Raw genomic sequence first — 22,978 nt, forward strand, 5'->3', positions numbered from 1 at the left:
TTTCTGCTTCGACCGAGGGCCAACAACAGGGGGCAGGCCCGCATGGGATACCAAGGACGCGCGCACGATCTGCCGGCCGGTTTCGGCCGCGACATGGCGCGTGTGCTCTCCCGCATCGGCCGCGACGATTTCTATGAGAGCATGATCGACGCGGTCGCACCGCTGATCCCCTGCGATTTCTGGATCATGGCGCGGTACGAGACGGAGGCGAAGCCCCGTATCCTCTCGGAATCCGGCATGGCTCCCCGTGCCAAGTCCGCCTACACGGACAAGCTCTGGGAACTCGACCCGCTCGCCCGCGCGCCGTTCGCCGGCGAGGCCCACCGCGCCATCAGCCTGCGAACGCTATGTGCCGACGGCCCGCTCGATCGGACCTATGCCCGCTATCTCGACGTGGATCTCGGCATTGTCGACGAACTGGCGCTGCTGCTGCCGCTGAACGAGCGCAGCTTCATCGCCCTGTGCCTCGACCGCCACCGCGAGAACTTCCACGAGGGCGAACTGCGCCTTGCCTCTGAGATGCTCGACATCCTGCTGGAAATGCACCGTCAGCATGTCACGCGCACGGTGGAACTGCAGGTGGCGCGCACATCGGGGCTCTCGGGCGGCGCGCCGGCGGAGATACTGATCCTCACGGCCAGCGGCGCCTGCCTTTTCCAGTCCGAGGGCTGGACGCAGGCCGCCCGGCACGCCTTTGACCGCGACCAGCTGCCGGCGCATCTCGCCTCGACCGAGCGCCGCGTCATCCCCGCCAATGGCGGCTGGTGCCTGTTCCGCCCGGCCTGCGAGGGCACGGACGCGCTGCTGCATGATGTCGAGGTCTTCGTGCTGCGCAAGGAGGCGCCTGACTTCGGCAGCCGGCTTGACCGGCTGGCGCGGCTCTACGGTCTGACCGAGCGGCAGAAGCAGATCGTGCGGCTGTCCTTCGAGGGCCACCACAATGCCTCGATCGCACGGCAGCTCAACATCACCGTCGGCGGGGTGAAGAACCACAAGCTGCGGATCTACGACAAGCTCGACATCACCAGCGAGCGCGAACTGCTGCCGGCCTTCCTGATGGGCCTGTGACGGCGGCCGGCCCTGCGCGGCTTGCGACGCACCACGTTGCTCAATGCCGCCGCATGATCGTTCCGGGACCTTTTGTTCATACCGCAGCCCGTTATCGAGGGTCCGCAGGCGGCGCGCGGCCGCCTGCGGCTGTGTCGATGTCGGCGGTTCAGGCGAGGCCGTCCGACGCGTGCAGCACATTGGCGACGGAGACCGACTCCGCTGCGGCGTCATCGGCCGCATCGAGAAGGGCCTGCCATTCGGCCAGCGCCGACGCATCCTTGGCGGCGATGTCGTCGATCGACATGTCGGCCAGCGTCACGCCGTCAAGCGTATAGGTCTGGTTGTTGCCGGCGATGTCGATGACGACCGAGCCGTCGACTTCCGAGACCGAGAAGCTCTGGGCCGACATCCAGCCGAAATCGAGCGTATCGGTGCTCGGCTCGAAAGGCAGGACGGTGTCGGTGCCCCAGGCCCAGGTGATGGCAGTGGTGGTGCTGGCGCCGTCGCCGTCGTCGCCGTTTCCAGTATCGGTGTCACCGTCACCGTCGCCGTCTCCGGTGTCGGTGTCGCCTTCATCCGTATCACCGTCATCGGTGTCGGTGTCGCCATCGCCGTTTCCGGTATCGGTGTCACCGCCATCCGTGTCGCCATCACCGTCCGACGAACCGGAATCGGCGCTGTCGGTCACCGTCTTCAGGATCTCGGCGAAGGCATAGCTGTCCTGAACGATGCCGCTGCCCGTCGGCGAGACGTAGCCGGTGGCCGAGCCATTGTCGCGGCTGAGCGACCACATGGAGATGCCGGCGACCTTGTCATTGGCCTGGGCAAAGGCGACGAGCTGCTCGGCATCCTCCAGGGTGAACACTTCGGAGGTGACATCGTTGATGCCGATCATCACCGTGATGACGATCGGGCTGTCGAGGCCGATGGCCTCCATCTGGGCGAGGGTCGCGAGCGCGGCGGAAATCGCGTCGTTGCCCATGTCGCCCGTGTCGTAATACTCGCCATAGTCCATCGCCATGATGTTGACATTGGCGATCTCCACCCCCGCCGCCATGGCGGCGGTGAGCAGGTCGATGCCGTCTTGGGTCAGGCCGTCCGTGAGCACCGGCAGGGTGAACGAGATTTCCAGCTCGGGATTGGCCGCCTGCAACAGCGCCAGCGCCTCGTTGCGCATCGCGTTGGCCGCGTCATTGGCAATCGCCGATCCCTCGATGTCGAAGTCGAGCCGGGTGACGTGGTAGCGGTCGATGATCTCCTGATAGGCGGCGGCGAGAGCCTCGGCGCTGGAGAAGGTGAGCGCGCCCTCCCGACCGTTGGCGCCGCCCAGCGAGATCGTCACCTCGACCCCCCGCGCCTGCAGCGTCTCGATCTGCGACAGGATCGAGGTGCCGTTGGGCAGCGTGTCCGCGGCAATGGTGCCGGTGCCGCCCCAACCGAGCGTGTCCGTGCCCGAGGAGAGGACGAAGGCCAGTGTGACCGCGCTCAGCCGGGCGGCGTCGACGATCTCGACAAGGTTCTGGCTGCTGCTCAGCGACATGTCGATATAGGGCGAGAAGGTCTTGTCGCCCCCGCCCGTGCCCTCGGCGGCGGTGCTGACGCTGAGCACGTCGGAGGCCTGGGAGGCCCCCGCCTCGTCCACAGCGACGATGGTGAAGGCATAGGCGGTGGAGGGCTCCAGCCCCGTCACCTTGTAGTAGGTGGAGGAGGTCGTCGCGATCAGGACGCCGTCCTGATAGATCTGATAGGCGCTGACTGTGCCGACCCCGTTCACCTCGGCCGCATCCCACACCAGCACGGTGGTGGTGGCGGAGGTGCCGGCGGCGTAGAGATCCTCCGGTGCATCCGGCACCACGGGCGTGGTGTCCATGTAGCCGACCAGGGTCCAGACGGAGCTGCCGGCGGAGGGGTCTTCGCCCTGCGTCCACCATCCGGCCTGATACACCAGATTGCCGATGCTGACGCGGTCGCCGCCGGTGTAGATGTCGCTGGCCGACCAGGCAGCTGCATAGCCGGCATCGGGTTCCCCGCCGGTATCGCCCTCGCCGTCGGAATCGCCGTCGCCCCCCGCATCGCTGGGGTCGCCGCCGTCATCGGTGCCATCGCCGCTGCCCGCGGCCTCGAGCGCGGTCTGCCAGGCCATGAGGGCCGAGGCGTCCCGGGCGGTGATGTTGTCCAGCGTCAGATCGGCGAGCTTGACGCCTTCCAGCCGGTAGGTCTGGTTGTTGGAAGGAATGGAGATGACGACGTCGCCGCCGACTTCCGAGATGGTGAAATTGGTTGAGGAAAACCAGCCGAAATCGAGCACATCGGTGGCCGGGTCGAAGGCAAGCACCGTCGCCGTGCCCCACTGCCATGTAATCGTTGTCGTTGCACCGGAAACAGAAGACATAAAGACCTCTTGATCAGTAACATCACCCGCTGGGTCGGGCCGTCGGAAAGCCTGCCAATTCCAGCCCTCCCGATGCGCAGCCCACTTATGAATGCACCTTGCGCATCAACGTATCATGTCAAAAAGGTGGCTCGTCGGCCGTTTTCGATAGGTTATATTTTATAAGTGAAGAGCCCGCCAAATAATGGCGCTCACACTGCGCGCGACATACTCGTTTCTTGTCTTTGTAGTCAGAATAGCCGATTGCGCGGTTGGCATTCGCTCGCAGGTCCGGGACGCGGGGCGCGCCACTAATCCTCGCGGAACGCCCGCGCCATCTGGTCGGTCAGCGGCTTCGTCAGATAGCTCAGCGGCGTGCGCGCGCCGGTCACGACGAATACATCCGCCGGCATCCCCGGCACCAGCGTCTGCTCCGGGCGCAGCCGTGCCAGCTCGTTGGCATCGATGCCAACCTTCAGCGCATAATAGGGAGCGCCGGTCTGGGGATCGACCAGGCGATCGGGCGAGACGACGAGCAGCGTGCCGGACAGTTCCGGCGTGGAATGCTGGTCGAAGGCGGCAAGGCGGATGCGGGCCGGTTGCCCGGCGTGGATCCGGTCGACCGACGCCGGGTCCGCCCGCGCTTCCACAATCAGGCTCTCATTGTCCGGCACGATCTCCATCACCACGTCGCCCGGCTTGATGACACCGCCGATGGTGTGGAAGGCGAGGCCGTTCACCCGGCCGCTCACCGGCGCGCGGATGTCCGTGCGCGTGAGTTTGTCGATGGCGGCGATGCGCTCCTCGGTCTGCTCCTGCACATTGGCATCCGCCTCGCGCAGCTCGGTCAGCACCTTCTCGCGCGTGTCGCGCTCAAGCTCCAGGATCTGCAGCTGCAGCTGACCGATCCCCTGCTCGATGGCGGCCTTGTCGGCGACGCGTGCGGCGATGGCGCCTTCCAGCTCGGCCTGCTGGCGCTCCAGCGCCAGGAGCCGGGTGGTTGGCATCAACCCCCTCTCACTGAGCGCGCGCGCCGCCTCCAGCTCCCGGCCGATGAGATCGTGCTGGCGCAGCGCCGCCGCCCGCTGGGCCTCCAGGCCACCGATCTGCTCTCGGCTCTGGGCAATGCCGGCCTCCAGCCGCGCCACCTGCGCCTTCAGCGTCTCGCGCCGGGCCTGGAACAGCCGCTCCTGCCCGGTGAACACGCGGTCGGCGATTTCCGCCCCCGTCTCGGGTGGCGCGAGGCCGTCGGTTGGCACGGACGCGGCGACTGGCGGCACGGCATTCGCCCATTGCCGGTCCACCGCCACCATCGCATCGAGCATGGCGGGTCGCGTCATCGCTGGGGCATCGTCACGCTCGGCCTTGAGGCGGGCCTGCCGGGCGAGGGCCTCGTAGAGCCGGTTCTCGACGATTGCCCGTTCGGCGGCATGGCGGGTGGCGTCGAGGCGGACCAGCAGGTCGCCGGCCCTGACCGAGGCGCCATCGCGCACGGCCAACACGCTGATGATGCCGCCATCCAGATGCTGGACGGCGCGGGTCCTTCCCTCCGTGACCAGTATGCCGGAAGCGACCACCGCGCTTTGCAGCATGGCGAGGGCCGACCAGACGCCGAAGCCAAGGACGACGCCGACGCACACCGCGGCACCGAAGCGCAGAGGACCGGCAGGATCGGCCGGGTCTTCGCTTGCGCGGGGGCCGCGCGCGGCCCGTCGCCGCCGGCCGAACAGCGTCCACCGGGCGGAGGGCGCCGGAGACGGCTTGCCGGAGGACGGAGCCGGGCCGCTATTGGAGGGGTCGGTGCTCACGCGCCGCGCTCCGTCGCCAGAGCCGGCCGCGCCGCCGCGTCGACTGGGGGCTTCATCAGGTCGCGGAGGACCGCCTCCTTCGGACCGAGCGCGGCGATGCGTCCATCCTTCAGTACGAGCGCCCGGTCGCAGGCCGCGAGGCCGCTGGCGCGGTGAGTGATGACGATGACCGCCGCGCCGCGCTTGCGGGCCGCCAGCAACGCCGCCGTCAGCGCGGCATCGCCTTCCTGGTCGAGGCTGGCATTGGGTTCGTCGAGCACGATCAGGCAGGGGGCGCCATACAGGGCCCGGGCAAGCGCGATACGCTGGCGCTGGCCGCCTGACAGAGCCGCGCCGCCCGGACCGAGGCGGGTCATGTAGCCATCAGGCAGCTTCAGGATCATGGGGTGAGCCGCCGCCGCCTGGGCGGCGCGGACGATATCCTCGTCCCGCGCGCCGGGCTGGTGCCGGCTGATCGCCTCGCGCACGGTGCCGCCGATGAGCTCCACATCCTGCGGGAGATAGCCGATATGCCGGCCGAGCGTGTCGGCGTCCCACTGGTCGAGCGTGGCGCCGTCCAGCCGCACACTACCGCTCAGCGGGCGCCACAGCCCGACGATGAGGCGCGCGAGGGTGGACTTGCCTGAGGCGCTGGGCCCGAGAATGCCAAGGCCCTCGCCGGGTTCGACCTGGAAGCCGATGCCCTCCAGCACCGGGCGGCGGAGCCCGGGCGGCGCGGCTATGATGTTGGCGAGGGAAAGACGGCCGGTGGGCGTCGGCAGATCCATTTTCGGTCCGGCGCCGGCATCGAGGGCAAGCCGCCCCTCCAGTCGCGCCAGCGCGATCCGGGCGCCGGCCATGGCCTTCCACTGTGCCACGATCTGGTCGATGGGCGCCAGCGCCCGGCCCAGCATGATGGACGAGGCGATCATGATGCCCCCGGTCGCCGCCTGCTCGATGACCAGCACGGCGCCGACGGCCAACGTCGCCGACTGCAGAAAGAGCCGGAAGCCACGCGAGACGGCGGCGATGCGGGCGGCCGCATCACCGCCGGTGCGTTCGGTGGCCCGCGCGCGCGCCAGCGACCCGACCCAGAGCCCGGCCACATGGGGCCGCATACCCAGAGCCGTCACCGCCTCGGACGCGCGGCGGGAGGCTTCCAGCAGCGCGCTCGCCTGCGCCCCCTCCCCGGCCGCTCGGGCCATGGGCAGGCGCGTGAGGCGATCATTCAGGACGGCGAGCGAGACCACCACGGCGACGCCGAGCACACCCATAAGCCCGAGCGACCAGTGGAGAAGCCCCAGCACGACGAGATAGAGCGGCACCCAGGGCAGATCGAACAGCGCCAGCGGCGCGGGTCCGCCGAGAAAGCGGCGGATCGTGGCCAGGTCCGCGGTCGGCCGGCCCTCGGTCGCCTGCCCGTCGAAGGCGTCGGCAATCTCCCGGCGAAAGGCCCGCGCTGAGAACTTGGCCTCCAGCTGGTCGCCGAGACGTGCCAGAACCCGGCTGCGCGCATAGTCGATCATGCCGAAGGCGATGTAGAGCGCCGTCGCGATGAGACCGAGCACCCACAGGGTCGGCAGCGACCGGCTGACCAGCACCCGGTCATAGACCTGCAGCATGAACAGCGGGCCGGTGAGCATCAGCAGGTTGGTGACGCCACTGAAGAGCCCGACGCCGAGAAGGGCCTTCCGGCTGCCATCGAGGGCGGTGCCGGCCACGCTGCCGGGGGCACGGCGCGCCGTCATCGACGCGCCCTTGCCATCGGCCACGCAGCGCCCGTCTCGTGGCACCTCGAAGGGGTGAGCGCACTCATTCCTGGATGTTCGTCGCCTTGGTCAGCCAGGCAAAACTATGGCGTGCGCCGGCGGCGCGGAGCAAGGGCGCCAAGATCGCCGCGCCGCACGACAGCCGGTTATATTTCATAAGCGCCGCCCCGGCGCCGGCCGGCTCATTTCAGGTCGGTGAAGAGCTTGACCTCGTTGATGCCGACCGGATTCGTCTCGTCGCAGGGCTCAAAGGAGATCGACAGGAGCGTCTTGGGCCCAAAACGGCGGAAACAGATGTTCCATTCATGGCGAACGGCGGTGCCGACGACGATGTCGGTGTGCCGGTCGCTGACACCGCTGATCAGGGCCAGCTTGCCGGACAGGATGTCGCGCCGGATCGCCTCGTTCGCCAGCAGCGAGCCGGACTCGTCGACGAGATGGCGTGCAATCGACTTGCCCTGCAGCAGCGACATGCCCGGCCACTGAGCGAGATAACCGCGCGACGCCGCCATGAAGCGGATGCCGTCGAAATCGTACAGCGCCATGATGCCCGGCTGGCGCTGGGTGAACACGCGCTCCAGCGCGACCTCGCCAATGCGGGTGCCGGCGATCATGTCGTCGATCCGCCTCATCAGCTCGGCCGACGGCTTGTCGCGCCCGGTTTCCCAGTACGACACCGCCGCCTGCGACACCCCGAGAATATCCGCGAGGGCGAGCTGCTTGATGCCGACCAATCGACGCCAGGAGCGCAACCTCTGGGCGAAAAGAGTATCGTTTTCAGACATGTAGCCGGCAGTCCCCGCCGCGATCCCCAGTGCCCTCTCGCGGTAAGACCATGGCGGGGCCTGTCCCGGGGTGTCAATCCGCTTATGCGCTCTCGCGCTGAATTCCGTCGCCTGGCGCGGCGACGGGATCGGGGCGCGCGGGCGATGGCGCAAACGCCGTGCCCGCTCAGGGACTGAAATGGCGGAAGGGGTGGGATTCGAACCCACGGTGGGCTTGCACCCACGGCGGTTTTCAAGACCGCTGCCTTAAACCACTCGGCCACCCTTCCCTGCCGCGCCGCTCTGATCGAGCCGACGCGGGCGGCGCTCCGGCTGGGGGGGGGGGCACCGGAGAGGTGCCGGGCGCTCTCCACGTACCGGCAGGCGCCGCACCCGTCCAGGGCGGCGCTGGTGCCGGTGGAAGAACTGCCTCTCGACCCCGCGCGTGATCGCCGGCGAGCCATGCCCCACTCGGCGCCTGCTCGTCAAGCGGTCGTGCCACGCCACCACAGGGGAACAGGGCGCGCGCCGTCACTCCGCCCGGCGGAACACCATGCCGCCATGGTGCAGCGTGTCGGCGTCGACGAAGGTGCCGTCGGCAGTGAAGCCGGTGTCGTCCCAATAGTCGATATGGGTGCCGCGTACCTCGTAGCGGCCGCGATAGGCGCTCGGCCGGGAGCCGCGTGCCTCGTCATAGCGGCCATTGGGCAGAAGCTCATGCCTGATATGGCCGTCGGGCGTCACCCACATGCCGACATAGGGGTGGCTCTGGGCGGGTTGCGGCGGCGCCGCTTTGGTCGGGTTCATCGTGGGCTCGGCTCCGGCAAGGGGAGAGAAGAAGGAGGCGGCGAAAAGCGCGACAAGACACCCCCGGGCGCGGGGGAACGGGTTCATGGCCGGCCTCCTCAGCTGCTGGCGGTGGGACGGACGACGATCTCGCTGACATCGACATCATCCGGCTGCTCCAGCACGAAGCGCACCGCCCGGCCGATGGCGTCCGGGGTCAGGGCGATGGCGCGATAGGACTCCATCGCCTGCGCCGCGACGGGATCGGTGATGGTATCGGCCAGTTCGCTCTCGACCACGCCCGGATGGACGCAGGTGACGCGGATTTTCTGGTTCTCCTGCCGCAACCCGTCGGAGATGGCGCGCACGGCGTATTTCGTCGCGCAATAGACCGCCGCCGTCGGCACCACCGCGAGCGCGCCGATCGAGGCGATGTTGACGATGTGGCCGGTGCCGCGCGCCGTCATCTCAGGCAGCACGGCGGCGATCCCATGGAGCACGCCCCTGATGTTGACGTCGATCATCGCGTCCCATTCCGCCACCTTGAGTGAGGCCATGGGCGAAAGCGGCATGATGCCGGCATTGTTGATGAGCACGTCGATCCGCCCATAGTGCGCGCGGGCGGCCTCAGTGAAGGCGGCGACATCCGCCCGGTCGGTGACGTCGAGGTGGCGGGTCATCACCTCGGCGCCGAACGCGCCGCTGATCTCGGCCGCCAGCGCGTCGAGCCGCTCGGTGCGGCGCGCGCCCAGCGCCAGCCGGGCACCGGCCCGGCCGAGTTCGCGGGCGATGCCGGCGCCAATCCCGCTGGAAGCGCCGGTGATCAGAACCACTTTGTCGCGTGCCATCGCACTGCTCCTTTTTGATTGCTTACGCGTCGGTTTCGCGTTGGCAGGAAGGTAGCGAGCGGGCATTGTCGCGATAAGCGGTTCAAGCCAGGACACAGTGGAAAGTGTAGCTAATCAATGATGACGGATCTCAACGCACTGGCGGTGTTCACCCTGGTGGCGCAGGAGCGCAGCTTCCGTGCCGCCGCTGACCGTCTCGGCGTCACCCGCTCGGCGGTGAGCCAGACCATCGGGCGGTTGGAGGCCACGCTGGGCCTGGCGCTGGTGCGGCGCACCACCCGCAGCGTCAGCCTCACCGAGGCGGGCGAACGTCTCAATGCTGCGCTGGCGCCGGCCATGGCCGAGATCCATGCCGCGGTGGAGAGCACCGGCGACCTTACCGGACGGCCGCGCGGCCAGCTGCGGGTCGCCGTCTCCTCCATCGCCGAGCGGTTTCTCGCCGGACCGCTGCTGGCCGGCTTCGCCGCCGCATGTCCGGACGTGCAGATCGACATCACAGTGACGGATGAGGAGTTCGATATCGTCGCCGAGGGGTTCGATGCCGGGGTGCGGCTGGGCGAGGTGATCGAGCAGGACATGATCGCCGTGCCGGTTTCGGGCGAGCAGCGCCAGACCGTGGTCGGCGCGCCCGGCTATTTCGCCCGCGCCGGCGCGCCCATCCATCCGCGCGCGCTCGTCTCGCATCGCTGCATCGGCTGGCGGCCGGCGCCGCATGTGGCGCCCTATCGCTGGGAATTCACCGAGCAGGGCAAGGATTTCGCCGTGGCGGTGGCGCCGGAGATCACCACCAACGATATGGCCCTGATGATAAAGCTCGCCGTGGCCGGCGCCGGCATCACCTTCGGCATGGAAGAGACGTTCCGCCCCTTCGTCGCGCGCGGCGAACTGGTGCCGATCCTCGGCGCCTACTGCCCGCCCTTTGCGGGCTTCTATCTCTACTATCCCAACCGCCGCAACCTCGCCCCCAAGCTGCGGGCGCTGATCGATCACGTGCGGGACAGACGGGAGTGAGACACGGTCTGGCGAGGCCGGGATCGTCGGCCCGGACAGGCAGTGCCTGGCCGGCTCAGCGCGATCAGCCGCCCTGGCGCGCGCCGGGCCAATTCGGCACCGACCAGCCGGGAACGGACCAGCTCGGCATCGTCCACATCTTCGGCGCCGCCGGCGCCGGTGCCGGCGGGGACGCCGATTCCGCCGACTGGGGAGCGCGCTCCGGCTTGGAGCCTTTGCTCGCGACCTTCGGCTGGCTCGCTTTCCACTGTGCCATCCAGTCGCCGGTTTCCTTCAGGATGAGTTCCTGCACTGCGGCGTGGGTGGGAAGCTGCGCATGGTTGACGAAACGCGCGCCGGCGTCCCAGGCGCTGACGTTGCGGGCGCCGCGCACCCGGGTGAATCCGGGGCCGGCAATGTTCACGCAGCGCGGCACTGTGCAGGCAGGCGGGGCCGGCGCCGCGTCGATGGTGATGACCATCGGCGGCTTGTAGCCGGCGCGCGCCAGCTCGGTGGCATAGCGCAAGGCCGTCTCGCCGCCCATCGAATGGCCAATGATGACATCGGGAACGATTCCCTTGGTCTTCAGCATCAGATGCGAATCGGTGCGGGTCTGGAATCCCTGCCGCGCCAGCGGCCGGGTCAGGGCGGAGACGCCGATATAGTCGCTCTCGACATAGACGCCGAGCCCGTCGAGCAGCAGGGCGACGGGCGGCGTGGCAGCGACCGGCGCTTCCTGCGGCGTCGCCGTCCCCGGCGAATTTGAGCTGCCCAATGTCTGGGCACCTGCGGGCGGAACAACAAGTGTGGCGCCGACGGCAAGCGTGGCAAAGGCGGTCGTGACAGACTTCAAGGCGGTTGCTCGACGTAAGAAACGCTTATCCCCGCCCGCACGCATACCGCAACGTCGCGGCCGCCGCCATCAGCTTTGGCGTGACGCCGGCGCGCGGGGAGCGCATGGGTCTCCCCGCCTCCATCAGCCGCACCCTGCCGGACCTTACGCGGCCCGGCTCCAGTGATGGGCGTCGTTGCGCAGGTGGCAGGCCTCGGTCCAGGTGGCGAACGCGACCCAGGCGTCACTCTTCTGCTGGGGAATGCGGGCCGACTCCAGCTGGGTCAGCAGCATCTCGGCGAAACGGCCGAGCCGGTCATTGCGCAGCGAGCGGATGAAGCCGATCGCGCCGTCCAGCGAGTCGATGGTGATGTCTTCCTGGCCGATCAGCACATGCAGCGGCTCGGGGCGAAAGGCGGGTCCTTCAACAATGTTGGTCATGTGGAACCTCCCGTTTCGGCCTTTTGTGAAACCCGTCGGGGCGGGGCCGTATCCCTCGATGGGCAGGCACATCCTTGCCACCTGATCTTGGCACCCAAATGACGCAGTCAAGAAGTATCGGGGCACGCTTGCGGCAGGCAACGGCAAATGTGGCGCCCACGCGGCCACACTTTTACGTGAAGCCTTGTTGTCCTCCATGAAGAATACGGAACATCGTACATGGAATGCGGCATTCCAGAACGCGCGCAAGGGTGATGTCGGCGGTAGCGAGCAGAAGCCACGGCTTAGTTCGGCCGCCGGCTCGTCTTTCTTCCCCTTGGTCAGCCACTGCGACCTTGATTTCAGCCGCGGCGCCACCCCACCGACGCCCGAGTGCGACCTTGTGTTTTCGATCTTGGGTGAATAGTAAACACTATACTATTCCCGCCCCAATTATTTCGCTTGTGCGAATTGAATGGATTATTCATGCTGCTTTGCAGCGTCGAATACCTCTTGCGTTTCCGTAGTTACACCATGCTACGGTAGCCTCGGACGGCAGAAGATCGTCCATGAGGAGGAAACGCCAATGAACATCCACAGCAGGTTCGTCGCTCTCGCCGCGGCGGCGAGCATTCTCACGGTCGCCCCCGCCTTCGCGCAGGATCAGGCGGCGCATGTGAAGCCGGCGACGGCCTATGTGCAGGAGAAGATCACCCCGTGGCTCAGCGATCCGGTGGTGATCACCGCCATCGTCGAGTCGAACAAGAAGCACAAGCGGCTGATGCAGGAAGACATCATCGCGCTGGACAAGGCCTGGGTCGCCAAGGACCCGGCGGTGGTCGATCCCGTTCGCAAGAACACGCTGTCCGAGTTCCTGATCCAGAAGAAGGACGCTTCCGGTGGCGTGATCACCGAGGCCTTCGTGATGGACAATCGCGGCCTTAATGTCGGCCAGACCGACGGTACCTCCGACCTGTGGCAGGCGGATGAGGCCAAGTGGCAGAAGACCTATGCGGTGGGGCCCGGCACCATCTTCGTCGACAAGGTCGAGGAAGAGGACGGCAAGAAGATCGCCCAGGTCAGCGTCACCATTTCCGACAAGGACGTGGCCATCGGCGCCGTCACCTTCGGCATCGATGTCGACAAGTTGAAGTAAGCCCTGTTCCGGACGTGTCTCTCCAGGATAGGCGGGCGGCGCGAGCCGCCCCTTTTTTTTGTCCGCGACGGACCTGCGCCGGCATCGCGCATCGACCGCGGGAATTCCTTGGGTTAAGTGTGCTGCGCCGGGTCAACACAGGAGTGCGCCATGTTTCTCGCAATGAACCGCTTCAAGGTGAAGCTCGGGTCGGAAGCCGATTTCGAGACCGTCTGGCGCGAGCGCGACAGCCATCTGAGGACCGTGCCGGGCTTCAAGACCTTCAATCTGCTGCGCGGGCCGACCAAGGACGACCACACGCTCTACGCCTCGCACTCGGTGTGGGCGTCGCGGGCGGATTTCGAGGCCTGGACGCGCTCCGAGGCGTTCCGCAAGGCCCATGGCAGCGCCGGCGCCAACAAGCCGCTCTATCTCGGCCATCCCGAGGTTGAGCTGTTCGACAGCGTCCTCGCGCAGTCGGTGGAAGACCAGGCGGCCTGACGCCCCGATTCGGGGGGCATGACAGGACCGGGCGACCCCGGCGCAGTTGACGGATCGGGCGGCGTGCCGTAACGCCTCGCGATCCTGAAATGCCGGGTACCCCCACGATCATGGCCGACATCGCGTCCCCCGACGCCTTCTCCCCCGCGCGCGGTGAGGCGCCGCGCATCTCCTTCGTTTCGCTCGGCTGCCCGAAGGCGCTGGTCGACAGCGAACGGATCATCACCAGCCTGCGCTCGGAAGGCTATGAGCTGTCGCGCCACCACCAGGGCGCCGACCTCGTCATCGTCAACACCTGCGGCTTTCTCGACAGCGCCAAGGCGGAAAGCCTCGCCGCCATCGGCGACGCGCTGAAGGAGAACGGCAAGGTCATCGTCACCGGCTGTATGGGTGCCGAGCCCGATCAGATTCGTGACGTGCATCCCGGCGTGCTCGCCGTCACCGGGCCGCAGCAATATGAGAGCGTGCTCGCCGCCGTCCACCAGGCGGTGCCGCCGCAGCATGATCCCTTCGTCGATTTGGTGCCGCCGCAGGGTATCAAGCTCACCCCGCGCCACTATGCCTATCTGAAGATTTCAGAGGGTTGCAGCAATCGCTGTACCTTCTGCATCATCCCGAAGCTGCGCGGCGATCTCGTCAGCCGGCCGGCGGGCGATGTGCTGCGCGAGGCGGAGCGGCTGGTGAATGCCGGGGTGAAGGAACTCCTCGTCATCTCGCAGGACACCTCCGCCTATGGCATCGATCTGCGCTACGCGCCGAGCCAGTGGAAGGATCGGGAGGTGCGCACCCGCTTCTTCGACCTGGCGCGCGAGCTCGGCACGCTGGGGGCCTGGGTGCGGATGCACTATGTCTACCCCTACCCCCATGTCGACGAGGTGATCGGGCTGATGGCGGAGGGCGTCATCCTTCCCTATCTCGACATTCCGTTCCAGCACGCCTCCCCCACCGTTCTCAAGCGGATGAAGCGCCCGGCGGCGCAGGAGAAGACGCTGGCCCGGGTGCAGGCCTGGCGGGCCGCCTGCCCGGACCTCACCTTGCGCTCCACCTTCATCGTCGGCTTCCCCGGCGAGACCGAGGCCGAGTTCGAGGAACTGATCGCCTTCCTCGAAGAGGCCGAGCTCGACCGCGTCGGCTGCTTCAAATATGAGCCGGTGGACGGTGCCCCCGCCAACGCTCTCGGCGCCGAGATGGTGCCGGACGAGGTGAAGGAGGAACGCTGGAAGCGCTTCATGGAAGTGCAGCAGCGCGTCAGCGCGCGCCGCCTGAAGCGCAAGGTCGGCAGCCGCCAGCAGGTGATCATCGACAAGATCGGCCCCACCGTGGCGATCGGCCGCTCGAAGGCGGACGCACCGGAGATCGACGGCGTGGTCCATGTCGCGGCGCGCCGTCCGCTGCGCGTCGGCGAGATCGTCACGGTGAAGATCGAGCGCGCCGACGCCTATGATCTGCACGGCACGGCGGTGGGCTACTGACGCCCGCCGCCCGGTCCGCCAGCGCTCACTCCAGCACCCGCCGCAACTGCTCGGACGGGATGATGCTCTCGTCCACGGTCGGCCAGGCCAGCACGACCGTGTAGGCGACCGTCATCGAGAAGGCGATGGCGAAGGTGGATAGGCTGATGATGAGCTGGTAGCGCTTGCCCACATGCAGCGCCGCCAGGCCGATCAGCGACAGCATTCCCAGCACCATCACCACGATCCAGCGATGCGGCGCCAGGTCGGCGTGCAGGATGAAATAGCGGTCAGTCCGCAGCCGGCGCAGATCGAGCTGGCCGGAGAGCAGCACGTTGCGGATATAGGTGGGCACGCTGGCATCCGCCTCGGCGGTGGCGATGGTGTCGACCAGCGCCTCGAACGCCACCGAGACATCCGCGTGCGGCCGCACCCAGCCCTCGTCCCACTCGTAGCGGGAAAGCGCCCGCGCATAGCCGCCCACCGCGTCATCCACCGGCACGCAACTCTTCCCGCACACCCGGGAAATGTCGAGCATGGCGTCGAGCCGCTGCACCTCCTGCAGCACGGTCTTGGCGTAGAGCGTCTCGCGGTTCCAGATGTCGCTCACCATGAAGGCGAGGAACAGCGCGAAGGGCAGAGTCAGCGCGCTGAGATAGGAAGTCTGCAGATCCCGGGGCACGAAGACGGCGACGAGGCCCGGGCGCATCGCCAGCCAGTAACAGGCCCACCCCGCCAGCAGAGGGAGGGTTGCGACGAACACCACGAAGACCGAAAAATACTCGCTGACGAACAAGCGGCTCCAGGTCACGTGGTGCGCTCCGGCCTCAAGGTTTCAGCAGGTCGCGCAGCGTGGATTCGATCACTTGCGTCGCGGCCTTGAGGTCGCTGATCCGCACATGCTCGTCGGCGGCATGGGCGTTGGCTTCCAGAATGGAGCGCGGCCCGGCGCCATAGAGCACGGTCGGCACCCCTGCCGCCGTATAGTGTCGCGCATCGGTGTAGAGCGGCACGGCGGTGGCCGGCGGGGTCTCGCCCAGCACGGCGGCGGCGTGCTTCTGGATCGTCTCCACCAGCCGCTCGGTGCCCGGCAGCGTGCGCAGCGGCTCGGCGAGGATGATGCGGCGGCATTCGATCTCGATCCCCGCCCGCCCCGCGACCGCGCGCTCCACCAGCGCATGCAGCTCCGCCTCGACGCTCTCGCCATTCTCTTCCGGCGTCAGCCGGCGGTCGACGCGCATGACGATGCGGTCGGGCACGACATTGGTGTTGATGCCCCCCGAGATCAGACCCACCGTGATCTTCGGCGAGCCGATGCCGGGCGTGGCGCTGGTGATGCCGTTGAGGCGGCGGCGCTCGGCATAGATCGCGTCGAGAATGCCGGTCGCGGCCTCAAGTGCGTCCGCCCCGGTCTCGGGCATCGCGGCGTGCGCCTGCTTGCCGCGCACCACGATTTCGAGGTGCAGGCAGCCATTATGGGCGATGACGACGGCATAGGAGAAGCCGGCCGAGATGGCGAGGTCCGGCTTGCTGATGCCGTGCTCCAGCAGCCATTGCGGGCCGACAAAGCCGCCCGCTTCCTCGTCATAGGTGAAATGCAGCTCGACCGTGCCGTCTAGGCCGTCGGGACGTTCCTTCAGCGCCAGCAAAGCGAAGGCATAGGTGGCGAAGTCGGACTTCGACACCGCCGCGCCACGCCCATAGATCGCCCCGCCCCGCTCCTCGGCGCCATAGGGATCATAGGTCCAGCCCTCGCCGGGGGGCACCACGTCGCCATGCGAGTTGAGCGCGATCACCGGGCCATTGCCGGTGCCGAAGCGCTCGCGGACGATCAGGTTGACCACCGACTTCATCCCATGCGCCAGCACATAGGGTTCCGGCACCGCATGGCGCTCCACCTCGAAGCCAAGCTCTTCCAGCAGCTGGCCGGCAATCTCGGCGTGGGGCGCGCAGTCGCCCGGCGGGTTGTCGCTGGGTACGCGCACCAGTGCCTTGAGGAAATCGACCTCGCGCGCCAACCTGTCAGTGTCGCCGGAACTGCTCACGTCTGTGCTCCGCTTGTGCCGCCATTGTAATGGGGCTGTTGAAACCGTTCGATGAAACGGATGAGGGCCGCTGCCGCCATCCCCATGTCGCCGGGCGACGCATATTCCGCCGGGTTATGGCTGATGCCACCCTTGCAGCGCACGAACAGCATGCCGACCGGGCAGAGCTTTGCCATCGCCTGCCCGTCATGGCCGGCGCCGGAAGGCAGCAGCGGCGCCCGCGCCCCGAGCGAGGCGACGGCATCGCCCAGCCGTCGCTGAATGTCGTGGTAGCAGGGAACAGTTGCGACCTCATGAAAGGCCGAGATGACTACGCCGAGGCCGCGCTGTTCGGCGATGCGATGGGCGTCGGCCTCGAATCGGGTCAGCGCCGCGCGGCGCGAGGCGTCCGAGGCGGAGCGTAGATCGACGGTGAAGACCACCCGCGCCGGGATCACGTTCACCGAGCCGGGCTCGACATGCATGCGCCCGACGGTGGCCACCATGCCGTCCGTGCCGGCGCGGGCGATGCGCTCGACCGCGAGCGCCATTTCGGCGGCGCCCGCCAACGCGTCGCGGCGCAGGCGCATCGGCACTGTGCCGGCATGGCCGGCCTCGCCGGTGACGGTGATGGAGAGGCGCGAGGCACCGGCAATCGCGGTGACGATGCCCAGCGGCGCGTCCTCGGCCTCCAGCACCGGCCCCTGCTCGATATGAGCCTCGACATAGGCGATGACGCGCGAGGGGTCATAGGCGCTGGTCGCGATGTCGTCGGGGGTCTTGCCATAGGCACGCAGCGCCTCGGCGAGGCTGATGCCCTCGCCATCCATTGCGGCGAGGCTGGCGGGGAGAAACACCCCGGCGCAGGCGGCGGAGGACGACAGCGTGGTGGGAAAGCGCGTGCCCTCCTCGTCGCCGAAGGCGAGCACATCGATGCCATAGCCGGGCGTCAGCCCGCCCCGCGCCACCGCCTCGACGGCGAGAATGCCGAGTATGACGCCGAGCGCGCCGTCATATTTCCCGGCGTTCACCACGGTGTCGATATGCGAGCCGATGAGCAGGCGCGGCGCGTCCGGGCCGGCGGGATGCCAGGCGCCGCGCACCGTGCCGAGCGCATCCTCGCTCACCGCCAGCCCCGCCTCGCCCATCCAGCGGGCGACGAGATCGGCGGCGCGCCGGTGCTCGGGCGTGAGGAACAGGCGGGTGAGATTGTCCGGCGCCGAGGAGATCGCGCCCAGCTGCTCGATCATCGCCGCCGCGCGGGCGCCAAGGGCCGCGATGTCCACGGGGATCGTCATAGGGTCGACACGGCGCCTCCGGCCGCGCGGCCGGGCATGGGGGCCGCGCTCCTGTGCAAGCGCAATCGCATATGGCGCCACCTTTGGCAACGTGGGCGGCGTGAAAGGTCCACGCCGCCGATACGTTCCTGATGCCTGCGCCCTGTTACTGGCCGGGCACCTTGTCGTCGATGCCCTTCACATACCAGTTCATCGACAGGATGTCCTTGTCGGCCAGGACCTCGCCCTCCTTCACCATGAGCGTGCCGTCCTGCTTGTAGATCGGGCCCTTGAAGGGGTTGAGCGCGCCCGAGGTAATCGCCGCCTGCGTGGTCTCGGCCATCTTCTTCACGTCGTCGGGCATGTTGGTGTAGGGCGCCATGACGACCTCGCCATCCTTCATCCCGCCCCAGGTGTCGGTGGAGGTCCAGGTGCCATCGAGCACCGCCTGGACGCGCTCGATGTAATAGGGCGCCCAGTCGTCGACGATGGCGGTGAGCTGCGAATCCGGGCCGAACTTGATCATGTCCGAGGCCTGGCCGAACGCCATCACGTCGCGCCCCTCGGCCGCCTGCATGGCGGCGGGGCTGTCGGTGTGCTGGGAGATCACGTCGGCGCCTTGGTCGATCAGCGCCTTGGCAGCGTCCGCCTCCTTGGCGGGGTCGAACCAGGAGTTCACCCAGACAATCTTGATCTTCATGTCGGGATTGATCGACTGCGCGCCGAGCATCAGCGAATTGATGCCGGCGATGACCTCCGGGATCGGGAAGGAGGCGATATAGCCGATCGTGCCGGTCTTCGAGGTCTTCGCCGCGATCTGCCCGAGGACATAGCGGCCCTCATGGAACTTGGCGTTGTAGGTCGAGACGTTCTTGGCCCGCTTGAAGCCGGTGGCGTGCTCGAAGAACACGTTGGGGTGGCGCTTGGCCACCTTCAGCGTCGGCTCCATGAAGCCGAAGGAGGTGGTGAAGATCAGCTTGTTGCCGGCACGGGCCAGCTGCTCGATCACCCGCTCGGCGTCGGGACCCTCGTCGACATTCTCGACAAAGGTGGTCTCGACCTTGTCGCCGAAATGCGCCTCGACTGCCTTGCGGCCCTGGTCGTGCTGGTACGACCAGCCGAAATCGCCGACCGGCCCGACATAGACCCAGGCCGCCTTCAGCTTCTCCGCCGCCTGCGCCGGCGCCCCGCCGGCAAGGGCGAGGCCTGCGGCGATGGCGACCGCCATGGAGAGAATCTTCCGCATGAACGTCTCCGCTCCCTCATCGCGGCCTCGGGGATCACCGGCGGGCGCGACCGCCTCGCGCGCCGGGAGGCCGCCATGACGCGGCCCATATGTCGGGTTCAGCGATCGGGCACGAAAGGCACGCCGAGCGAGGCGGGCGCGCCCCGTCCGTGTTTCAGCGCCGAGATGACGACCAGCGCGATGATGGTCGCCAGGTAGGGCAGCGCCGACAGCAGCTGGGAGGGAATGCCCAGGCCGAAGCCCTGCACATGCAGCTGCAAGATCGAGACCGCGCCGAACAGATAGGCGCCGGCCAGCAGCCAGAGCGGCCGCCAGGCGGAGAACACCACCAGGGCGAGCGCGATCCAGCCGCGTCCCGCCGTCATGTCGGCGGCCCAGAAGGGGGTATAGGCGAGCGACAGATGCGCGCCCGCCAGCCCGGCGCAGGCGCCGCCGAACATCACCGCCAGCGTGCGGATGCCCCGCACCGGGTGGCCGAGCGCATGCGCCGCCGCGTGATTCTCGCCCACCGCCCGCAGCACGAGGCCGATCCGCGTGCGCGTCAGCGTATAGGCCACCGCCGCCAGCAGCAGCAGCGAGACGTAGACGAAGGCATCCTGCCCGAACAGCGCCTTGCCGAGGATCGGCAGGTCGGTCAGCCCGGCAATATGCAGCGGCGGGGCGCCCTCCAGCTGGGTGCCGACAAAACTGGCGCCGATCAGTCCGGCGAGACCGAGCCCGAGAATCGTGGTGGCGAGGCCCGACGCCACCTGGTTGGTGGCTAGCCAGATGGCGAGGACGGCGAAGACGAGCGAGAGCGCCATGCCGGCCAGCACCGCCGCCAGCGTGCCGAGCAGCAGGCTGCCCGATCCGTAGGCGGTGACATAGCCGACCGCCGCCCCAACGATCATCATCCCCTCGACGCCGAGATTGAGCGTGCCGGCGCGCTCGGCCACCAATTCGCCGAGCGAGGCCAGCAGCAGCGTGGTCGCCGCCGCCACGATGCTGGCGAGAACCGCCCCGATGATCGCCGCATCAAGCATGGGTCGTGCCCTCCACCCGGCGGATGCGGTAGCGCACCAGAATGTCGGCCGCCAGAATGGCGATCAGCAGCGTTCCCTGGAAAACCCGGGTCACGTCGAAAGGCATGCGCATGCTGATCTGTGCCGCCTCGCCGCCAATATAGGTCAGCGCCAGCACCAGGCTCGCCACCAGAATCCCCACCGGATGCAGCCGGCCGAGCATGGCGGCGATGATGGCGGTGAAGCCGTAGCCGGGCGAGATGGTCGGTTGCAGCTGGCCGATCGGCCCGGCGACCTCGATGATGCCGGCCAGCCCCGCCAGCGCCCCGGAAACCGCGAACACGCCATAGGTCACGCGCTTCTCGTCGAAGCCGGCGAAGGCAGCCGCGCGCGGCGCCGAGCCCGCCAGCTCGATCGAGAACCCGACCAGCGTGCGCCCGAGCACGAAGGTGGCGGCGATCACCGCCAGCAGCGCGATGAGGATGCCGCCATGCAGCCGCCCGTCCTCCATCAGCAGCGGCATCAGCGCCACATCGTCGAAGGTCACGCTCTGCGGAAAATTGAAGCCCTGCGGGTCGCGCCAGGGGCCGCGCACGAGATAGTCGAGCCCGAGCTGGGCGACATAAACCAGCATCAGGCTGGTGAGGATCTCGCTGGCGCCGAAGCGCACGCGCAGGAAGGCCGGGATCAGCCCCCACAGCGCCCCGCCAAGCGCGCCGAGCACCAGCATGGCCGGAAGCACCCACGGCCCCGCCTCCATGCCATGCGTCGCCAGTGCCAGCCAGGAGCCGAGCACGGCGCCGGCGACATATTGCCCCTCGGCGCCGATGTTCCAGCGATTGGCGCGGTAGCAGAAGGAAAGCCCTATGCCGATCAGCAGCAGCGGCGAGGCCTTCACCACCAGTTCCTGCAGCGTATAGGCGTCGCCCAGCGGCTCGATGAAATAGATGGTGAAGGCGCGCACGGGATCATGCCCGAGCACGACGAACATCACCGCGCCGACCACCAGCGTCACCAGCGCCGCCACAACAGGCGCCATGGCGTGCCGCAGCGGTGAGATATTTTCCTGCCGTTCGAGCCTAAGCGGCATGGTGGCCCTCCCCGCCGGCCGAATGAGAGCCGCCCATGGCGAGGCCGATCGCCTCGCGCGAGGTTTCCGCCACCGGCACGGGCGCGGTCAGCCGGCCCTCGCTCATCACGGCGATGCGGTCGGCGAACTCAAGCAATTCGTCGAGGTCCTGGCTGATCACCAGCACCGCGCAGCCCTGCGCGGCGCGCTCGCGCAGCGTGGTGCGGATGAAGGCGGCGGCCGCGGCGTCGACGCCCCAGGTCGGCTGGTCGACCACGATCAGCACCGGGTCGCGCAGCACCTCGCGGCCGATGACGAATTTCTGCAGGTTGCCGCCCGACAGCCGGCGCGCCTTCGGGTCCTTGCCGCCGAAGCGCACGTCAAACCCCTTCACGATCTGCTGGAAGCGGCTGAACAGCGTCGCGCGGCGGATCAGGCCGGCCTTGACGATATGGCCATCGCCATGGGTGGTGAGCAGCACATTGTCCGACAAGCGCATATCCGGGGCCGCCGCATGGCCGAGGCGCTCCTCGGGCACAAAGCCGGCCCCCAGCGCCCGCCGCTCGGTCGGGCCGAAGCCGCCGGCGACGACCTTGTCGATGACGATGCTCTCGTGATCGGCCACCTGCGTCTCGCCGGACAGCGCGTCGAACAGCGTGGTCTGGCCATTGCCCGCAACCCCGGCAATGCCGACGATCTCGCCGGCCCGGACCTCGATATTGATGTCGTGCAGGGCGGAGCCGCGCGATCCATCGCCGGCGACGCTGAGGTGGCGCGCCAGCAGGCGCGGCTCGCCAAGCGCATGGGCCGCGATCCGCGGCGTGCGCGGCACCTCGGCGCCGACCATCAGCCGTGCCAGGCTGGCGGAGGATTCCTGCTTCGGGTCGACCTCGGCGATGAACTTGCCGCCGCGAAGCACCGTCGCGCGGTGGCAAAGCCGGCGCACCTCGTCGAGCTTGTGGCTGATGAACAGCACCGCCCTGCCCTCATTGGTCAGCAGGTCTACGGTGCGGAACAGGTTTTCCGATTCGTCGGGGGTCAGCACCGAGGTCGGCTCGTCGAGAATCAGCACGCGCGGATCACCGAGCAGGCAGCGCACGATCTCCACCCGCTGGCGCTCGCCCACGGAAAGCTCGCCGACCCGCCGATAGGGTTCGACGCCGAGGCCATAGCGGCGCACGCAGTCGTCGATGCGCGCGGCGAGCACGGCAAGCGGCTGGTGGCCTGGCAGCCCGAGCGCTACATTCTCCACCACGGTCAGCGCGTCGAACAGGGCGAAATGCTGGAACACCACGCCAATGCCCTTGGCGCGGGAACTGGCGGGATCGGGGAAGACGATCGGCGCGCCCTCATAGAGCAGTTCGCCCGAATCGGCCTGCAGCAGGCCGCACATCATCTTCACCAGCGTCGACTTGCCGGCGCCGTTCTCCCCCAGCAGCGCATGGGTCTCGCCGGCGCGGATGGCGAGGCTGACATGGTCGTTAGCGACCAGCGAACCGAACCTCTTGGTCAGCTTGACGGCTTCGAGCAGCGCGTCCGGCGTGTCCTGCGCATCCCCCATGCCCATCACCCGCGCGGCTGTCGGCAGGCGTCGCCGGGGGCGCCTGTCAGGTCGGGATTTCGCCGGGAGCGGAGGTTCATACGGACGACGCTTCTG

20 protein-coding genes and 1 tRNA gene are annotated in these 22,978 nt (G+C 68.1%); 5 read left to right on the plus strand and 16 right to left on the minus strand.

The annotated features are described in order from the left end of the window. Positions 1–42 precede the first annotated feature (42 nt). Entirely contained in the window at positions 43–1,068 is a 1,026-nt protein-coding gene (locus BLO63_RS21260) for a helix-turn-helix transcriptional regulator (protein ID WP_244517604.1), read from the plus strand. Positions 1,069–1,216: 148 nt separating this feature from the next. Here BLO63_RS21260 and BLO63_RS04460 read toward each other — a convergent pair whose 3' ends face one another. From BLO63_RS04460 to BLO63_RS04490, 7 genes are all read right to left on the minus strand, one after another. After that, the gene (locus BLO63_RS04460) at positions 1,217–3,442 is read right to left on the minus strand and encodes a fibronectin type III domain-containing protein (protein WP_091437034.1); all 2,226 of its coding nucleotides are present in this window, start codon (positions 3,440–3,442) and stop codon (positions 1,217–1,219) included. Positions 3,443–3,732: 290 nt separating this feature from the next. Further along, on the minus strand, positions 3,733–5,229 hold the full coding sequence (locus BLO63_RS04465) for an HlyD family type I secretion periplasmic adaptor subunit (RefSeq protein WP_091437035.1): 1,497 nt from the start codon (positions 5,227–5,229) through the stop codon (positions 3,733–3,735). Beyond that, the gene (locus BLO63_RS04470) at positions 5,226–6,956 is read right to left on the minus strand and encodes a type I secretion system permease/ATPase (protein WP_091437279.1); all 1,731 of its coding nucleotides are present in this window, start codon (positions 6,954–6,956) and stop codon (positions 5,226–5,228) included. The genes BLO63_RS04465 and BLO63_RS04470 overlap by 4 nt, the downstream gene beginning before the upstream one ends. A 203-nt stretch (positions 6,957–7,159) precedes the next feature. Then, a complete protein-coding gene (locus BLO63_RS04475; protein ID WP_244517606.1) occupies positions 7,160–7,969 on the minus strand; it encodes a helix-turn-helix domain-containing protein in 810 nt (269 codons plus the stop codon). Continuing rightward, positions 7,942–8,031, minus strand: a tRNA-Ser gene (locus BLO63_RS04480). Before BLO63_RS04480 ends, BLO63_RS04475 begins: the two co-directional genes overlap by 28 nt. A 241-nt stretch (positions 8,032–8,272) precedes the next feature. Then, a complete protein-coding gene (locus BLO63_RS04485; RefSeq protein ID WP_244517639.1) occupies positions 8,273–8,548 on the minus strand; it encodes an Atu4866 domain-containing protein in 276 nt (91 codons plus the stop codon). 98 nt (positions 8,549–8,646) lie between these two features. Next, positions 8,647–9,375, minus strand: a complete 729-nt coding sequence (locus BLO63_RS04490) for an SDR family oxidoreductase (RefSeq protein ID WP_091437040.1) — start codon at positions 9,373–9,375, stop codon at positions 8,647–8,649. Positions 9,376–9,492: 117 nt separating this feature from the next. On the opposite strand from BLO63_RS04490, the gene BLO63_RS04495 reads away from it, so the two are divergent. After that, positions 9,493–10,386, plus strand: a complete 894-nt coding sequence (locus BLO63_RS04495) for a LysR family transcriptional regulator (protein ID WP_091437042.1) — start codon at positions 9,493–9,495, stop codon at positions 10,384–10,386. Positions 10,387–10,450: 64 nt separating this feature from the next. On the opposite strand, the gene BLO63_RS04500 is transcribed toward BLO63_RS04495, so the two are convergent. Both BLO63_RS04500 and BLO63_RS04505 read right to left on the minus strand, forming a co-directional pair. Beyond that, positions 10,451–11,218 carry a hypothetical protein gene (locus BLO63_RS04500; protein ID WP_091437044.1) on the minus strand — a complete coding sequence of 256 codons (768 nt, stop codon included), beginning with the start codon at positions 11,216–11,218 and terminating at the stop codon, positions 10,451–10,453. A gap of 144 nt (positions 11,219–11,362) precedes the next feature. Next, a complete protein-coding gene (locus tag BLO63_RS04505; protein WP_091437046.1) occupies positions 11,363–11,638 on the minus strand; it encodes a hypothetical protein in 276 nt (91 codons plus the stop codon). Between the two features lie 565 nt (positions 11,639–12,203). Here BLO63_RS04505 and BLO63_RS04510 point away from each other — a divergent pair. The 3 genes from BLO63_RS04510 to rimO all read left to right on the plus strand — a co-directional run bounded on the left by BLO63_RS04510 (position 12,204) and on the right by rimO (position 14,725). Next, positions 12,204–12,773 (plus strand): hypothetical protein, encoded by a 570-nt coding sequence (locus tag BLO63_RS04510; RefSeq protein WP_091437047.1) that lies wholly within the window; start codon positions 12,204–12,206, stop codon positions 12,771–12,773. A gap of 150 nt (positions 12,774–12,923) precedes the next feature. Further along, positions 12,924–13,253 (plus strand): heme-degrading protein HmuQ, encoded by a 330-nt coding sequence (gene hmuQ, locus BLO63_RS04515; RefSeq protein WP_091437049.1) that lies wholly within the window; start codon positions 12,924–12,926, stop codon positions 13,251–13,253. A 110-nt stretch (positions 13,254–13,363) separates the two neighbouring features. Then, the gene (gene rimO / locus BLO63_RS04520; RefSeq protein ID WP_091437050.1) at positions 13,364–14,725 is read left to right on the plus strand and encodes a 30S ribosomal protein S12 methylthiotransferase RimO; all 1,362 of its coding nucleotides are present in this window, start codon (positions 13,364–13,366) and stop codon (positions 14,723–14,725) included. 25 nt (positions 14,726–14,750) lie between these two features. Here rimO and BLO63_RS04525 read toward each other — a convergent pair whose 3' ends face one another. The 7 genes from BLO63_RS04525 to BLO63_RS04555 all read right to left on the minus strand — a co-directional run bounded on the left by BLO63_RS04525 (position 14,751) and on the right by BLO63_RS04555 (position 22,882). After that, positions 14,751–15,515 carry a bestrophin-like domain gene (locus BLO63_RS04525; protein ID WP_091437052.1) on the minus strand — a complete coding sequence of 255 codons (765 nt, stop codon included), beginning with the start codon at positions 15,513–15,515 and terminating at the stop codon, positions 14,751–14,753. A gap of 16 nt (positions 15,516–15,531) precedes the next feature. After that, on the minus strand, positions 15,532–16,749 hold the full coding sequence (locus BLO63_RS04530) for an ArgE/DapE family deacylase (RefSeq protein WP_091437054.1): 1,218 nt from the start codon (positions 16,747–16,749) through the stop codon (positions 15,532–15,534). Next, complete coding sequence (locus BLO63_RS04535) at positions 16,746–18,026, minus strand: allantoate amidohydrolase (RefSeq protein WP_091437056.1); 1,281 nt, start codon at positions 18,024–18,026, stop codon at positions 16,746–16,748. The genes BLO63_RS04530 and BLO63_RS04535 overlap by 4 nt, the downstream gene beginning before the upstream one ends. A 145-nt stretch (positions 18,027–18,171) precedes the next feature. Beyond that, the gene (locus tag BLO63_RS04540) at positions 18,172–19,251 is read right to left on the minus strand and encodes a BMP family ABC transporter substrate-binding protein (protein WP_091437058.1); all 1,080 of its coding nucleotides are present in this window, start codon (positions 19,249–19,251) and stop codon (positions 18,172–18,174) included. A 98-nt stretch (positions 19,252–19,349) separates the two neighbouring features. Next, positions 19,350–20,273 carry an ABC transporter permease gene (locus BLO63_RS04545; RefSeq protein ID WP_091437060.1) on the minus strand — a complete coding sequence of 308 codons (924 nt, stop codon included), beginning with the start codon at positions 20,271–20,273 and terminating at the stop codon, positions 19,350–19,352. Further along, positions 20,266–21,342 (minus strand): ABC transporter permease, encoded by a 1,077-nt coding sequence (locus BLO63_RS04550; protein WP_091437061.1) that lies wholly within the window; start codon positions 21,340–21,342, stop codon positions 20,266–20,268. The genes BLO63_RS04545 and BLO63_RS04550 overlap by 8 nt, the downstream gene beginning before the upstream one ends. After that, positions 21,332–22,882, minus strand: coding sequence for an ABC transporter ATP-binding protein (locus BLO63_RS04555; RefSeq protein WP_091437281.1), 1,551 nt, complete (start codon positions 22,880–22,882; stop codon positions 21,332–21,334). Before BLO63_RS04555 ends, BLO63_RS04550 begins: the two co-directional genes overlap by 11 nt. Between the last annotated feature and the right edge of the window lie 96 nt (positions 22,883–22,978).

The organism is Ancylobacter rudongensis, from assembly GCF_900100155.1.
GTDB lineage: Bacteria > Pseudomonadota > Alphaproteobacteria > Rhizobiales > Xanthobacteraceae > Ancylobacter > Ancylobacter rudongensis.

Bases quoted from the DNA above. Each gene is read 5' to 3' on its own strand.
- BLO63_RS21260 (WP_244517604.1), top strand. From the start codon at position 43: ATGGGATACCAAGGACGCGCGCACGATCTGCCGGCCGGTTTCGGCCGC.
- BLO63_RS04460 (WP_091437034.1), bottom strand. From the start codon at position 3,442: ATGTCTTCTGTTTCCGGTGCAACGACAACGATTACATGGCAGTGGGGC.
- BLO63_RS04470 (WP_091437279.1), bottom strand. From the start codon at position 6,956: ATGACGGCGCGCCGTGCCCCCGGCAGCGTGGCCGGCACCGCCCTCGAT.
- BLO63_RS04485 (WP_244517639.1), bottom strand. From the start codon at position 8,548: ATGAACCCGACCAAAGCGGCGCCGCCGCAACCCGCCCAGAGCCACCCC.
- BLO63_RS04490 (WP_091437040.1), bottom strand. From the start codon at position 9,375: ATGGCACGCGACAAAGTGGTTCTGATCACCGGCGCTTCCAGCGGGATT.
- BLO63_RS04495 (WP_091437042.1), top strand. From the start codon at position 9,493: ATGATGACGGATCTCAACGCACTGGCGGTGTTCACCCTGGTGGCGCAG.
- BLO63_RS04505 (WP_091437046.1), bottom strand. From the start codon at position 11,638: ATGACCAACATTGTTGAAGGACCCGCCTTTCGCCCCGAGCCGCTGCAT.
- BLO63_RS04510 (WP_091437047.1), top strand. From the start codon at position 12,204: ATGAACATCCACAGCAGGTTCGTCGCTCTCGCCGCGGCGGCGAGCATT.
- hmuQ (WP_091437049.1), top strand. From the start codon at position 12,924: ATGTTTCTCGCAATGAACCGCTTCAAGGTGAAGCTCGGGTCGGAAGCC.
- rimO (WP_091437050.1), top strand. From the start codon at position 13,364: ATGGCCGACATCGCGTCCCCCGACGCCTTCTCCCCCGCGCGCGGTGAG.
- BLO63_RS04535 (WP_091437056.1), bottom strand. From the start codon at position 18,026: ATGACGATCCCCGTGGACATCGCGGCCCTTGGCGCCCGCGCGGCGGCG.
- BLO63_RS04540 (WP_091437058.1), bottom strand. From the start codon at position 19,251: ATGCGGAAGATTCTCTCCATGGCGGTCGCCATCGCCGCAGGCCTCGCC.
- BLO63_RS04545 (WP_091437060.1), bottom strand. From the start codon at position 20,273: ATGCTTGATGCGGCGATCATCGGGGCGGTTCTCGCCAGCATCGTGGCG.
- BLO63_RS04550 (WP_091437061.1), bottom strand. From the start codon at position 21,342: ATGCCGCTTAGGCTCGAACGGCAGGAAAATATCTCACCGCTGCGGCAC.
- BLO63_RS04555 (WP_091437281.1), bottom strand. From the start codon at position 22,882: ATGGGGGATGCGCAGGACACGCCGGACGCGCTGCTCGAAGCCGTCAAG.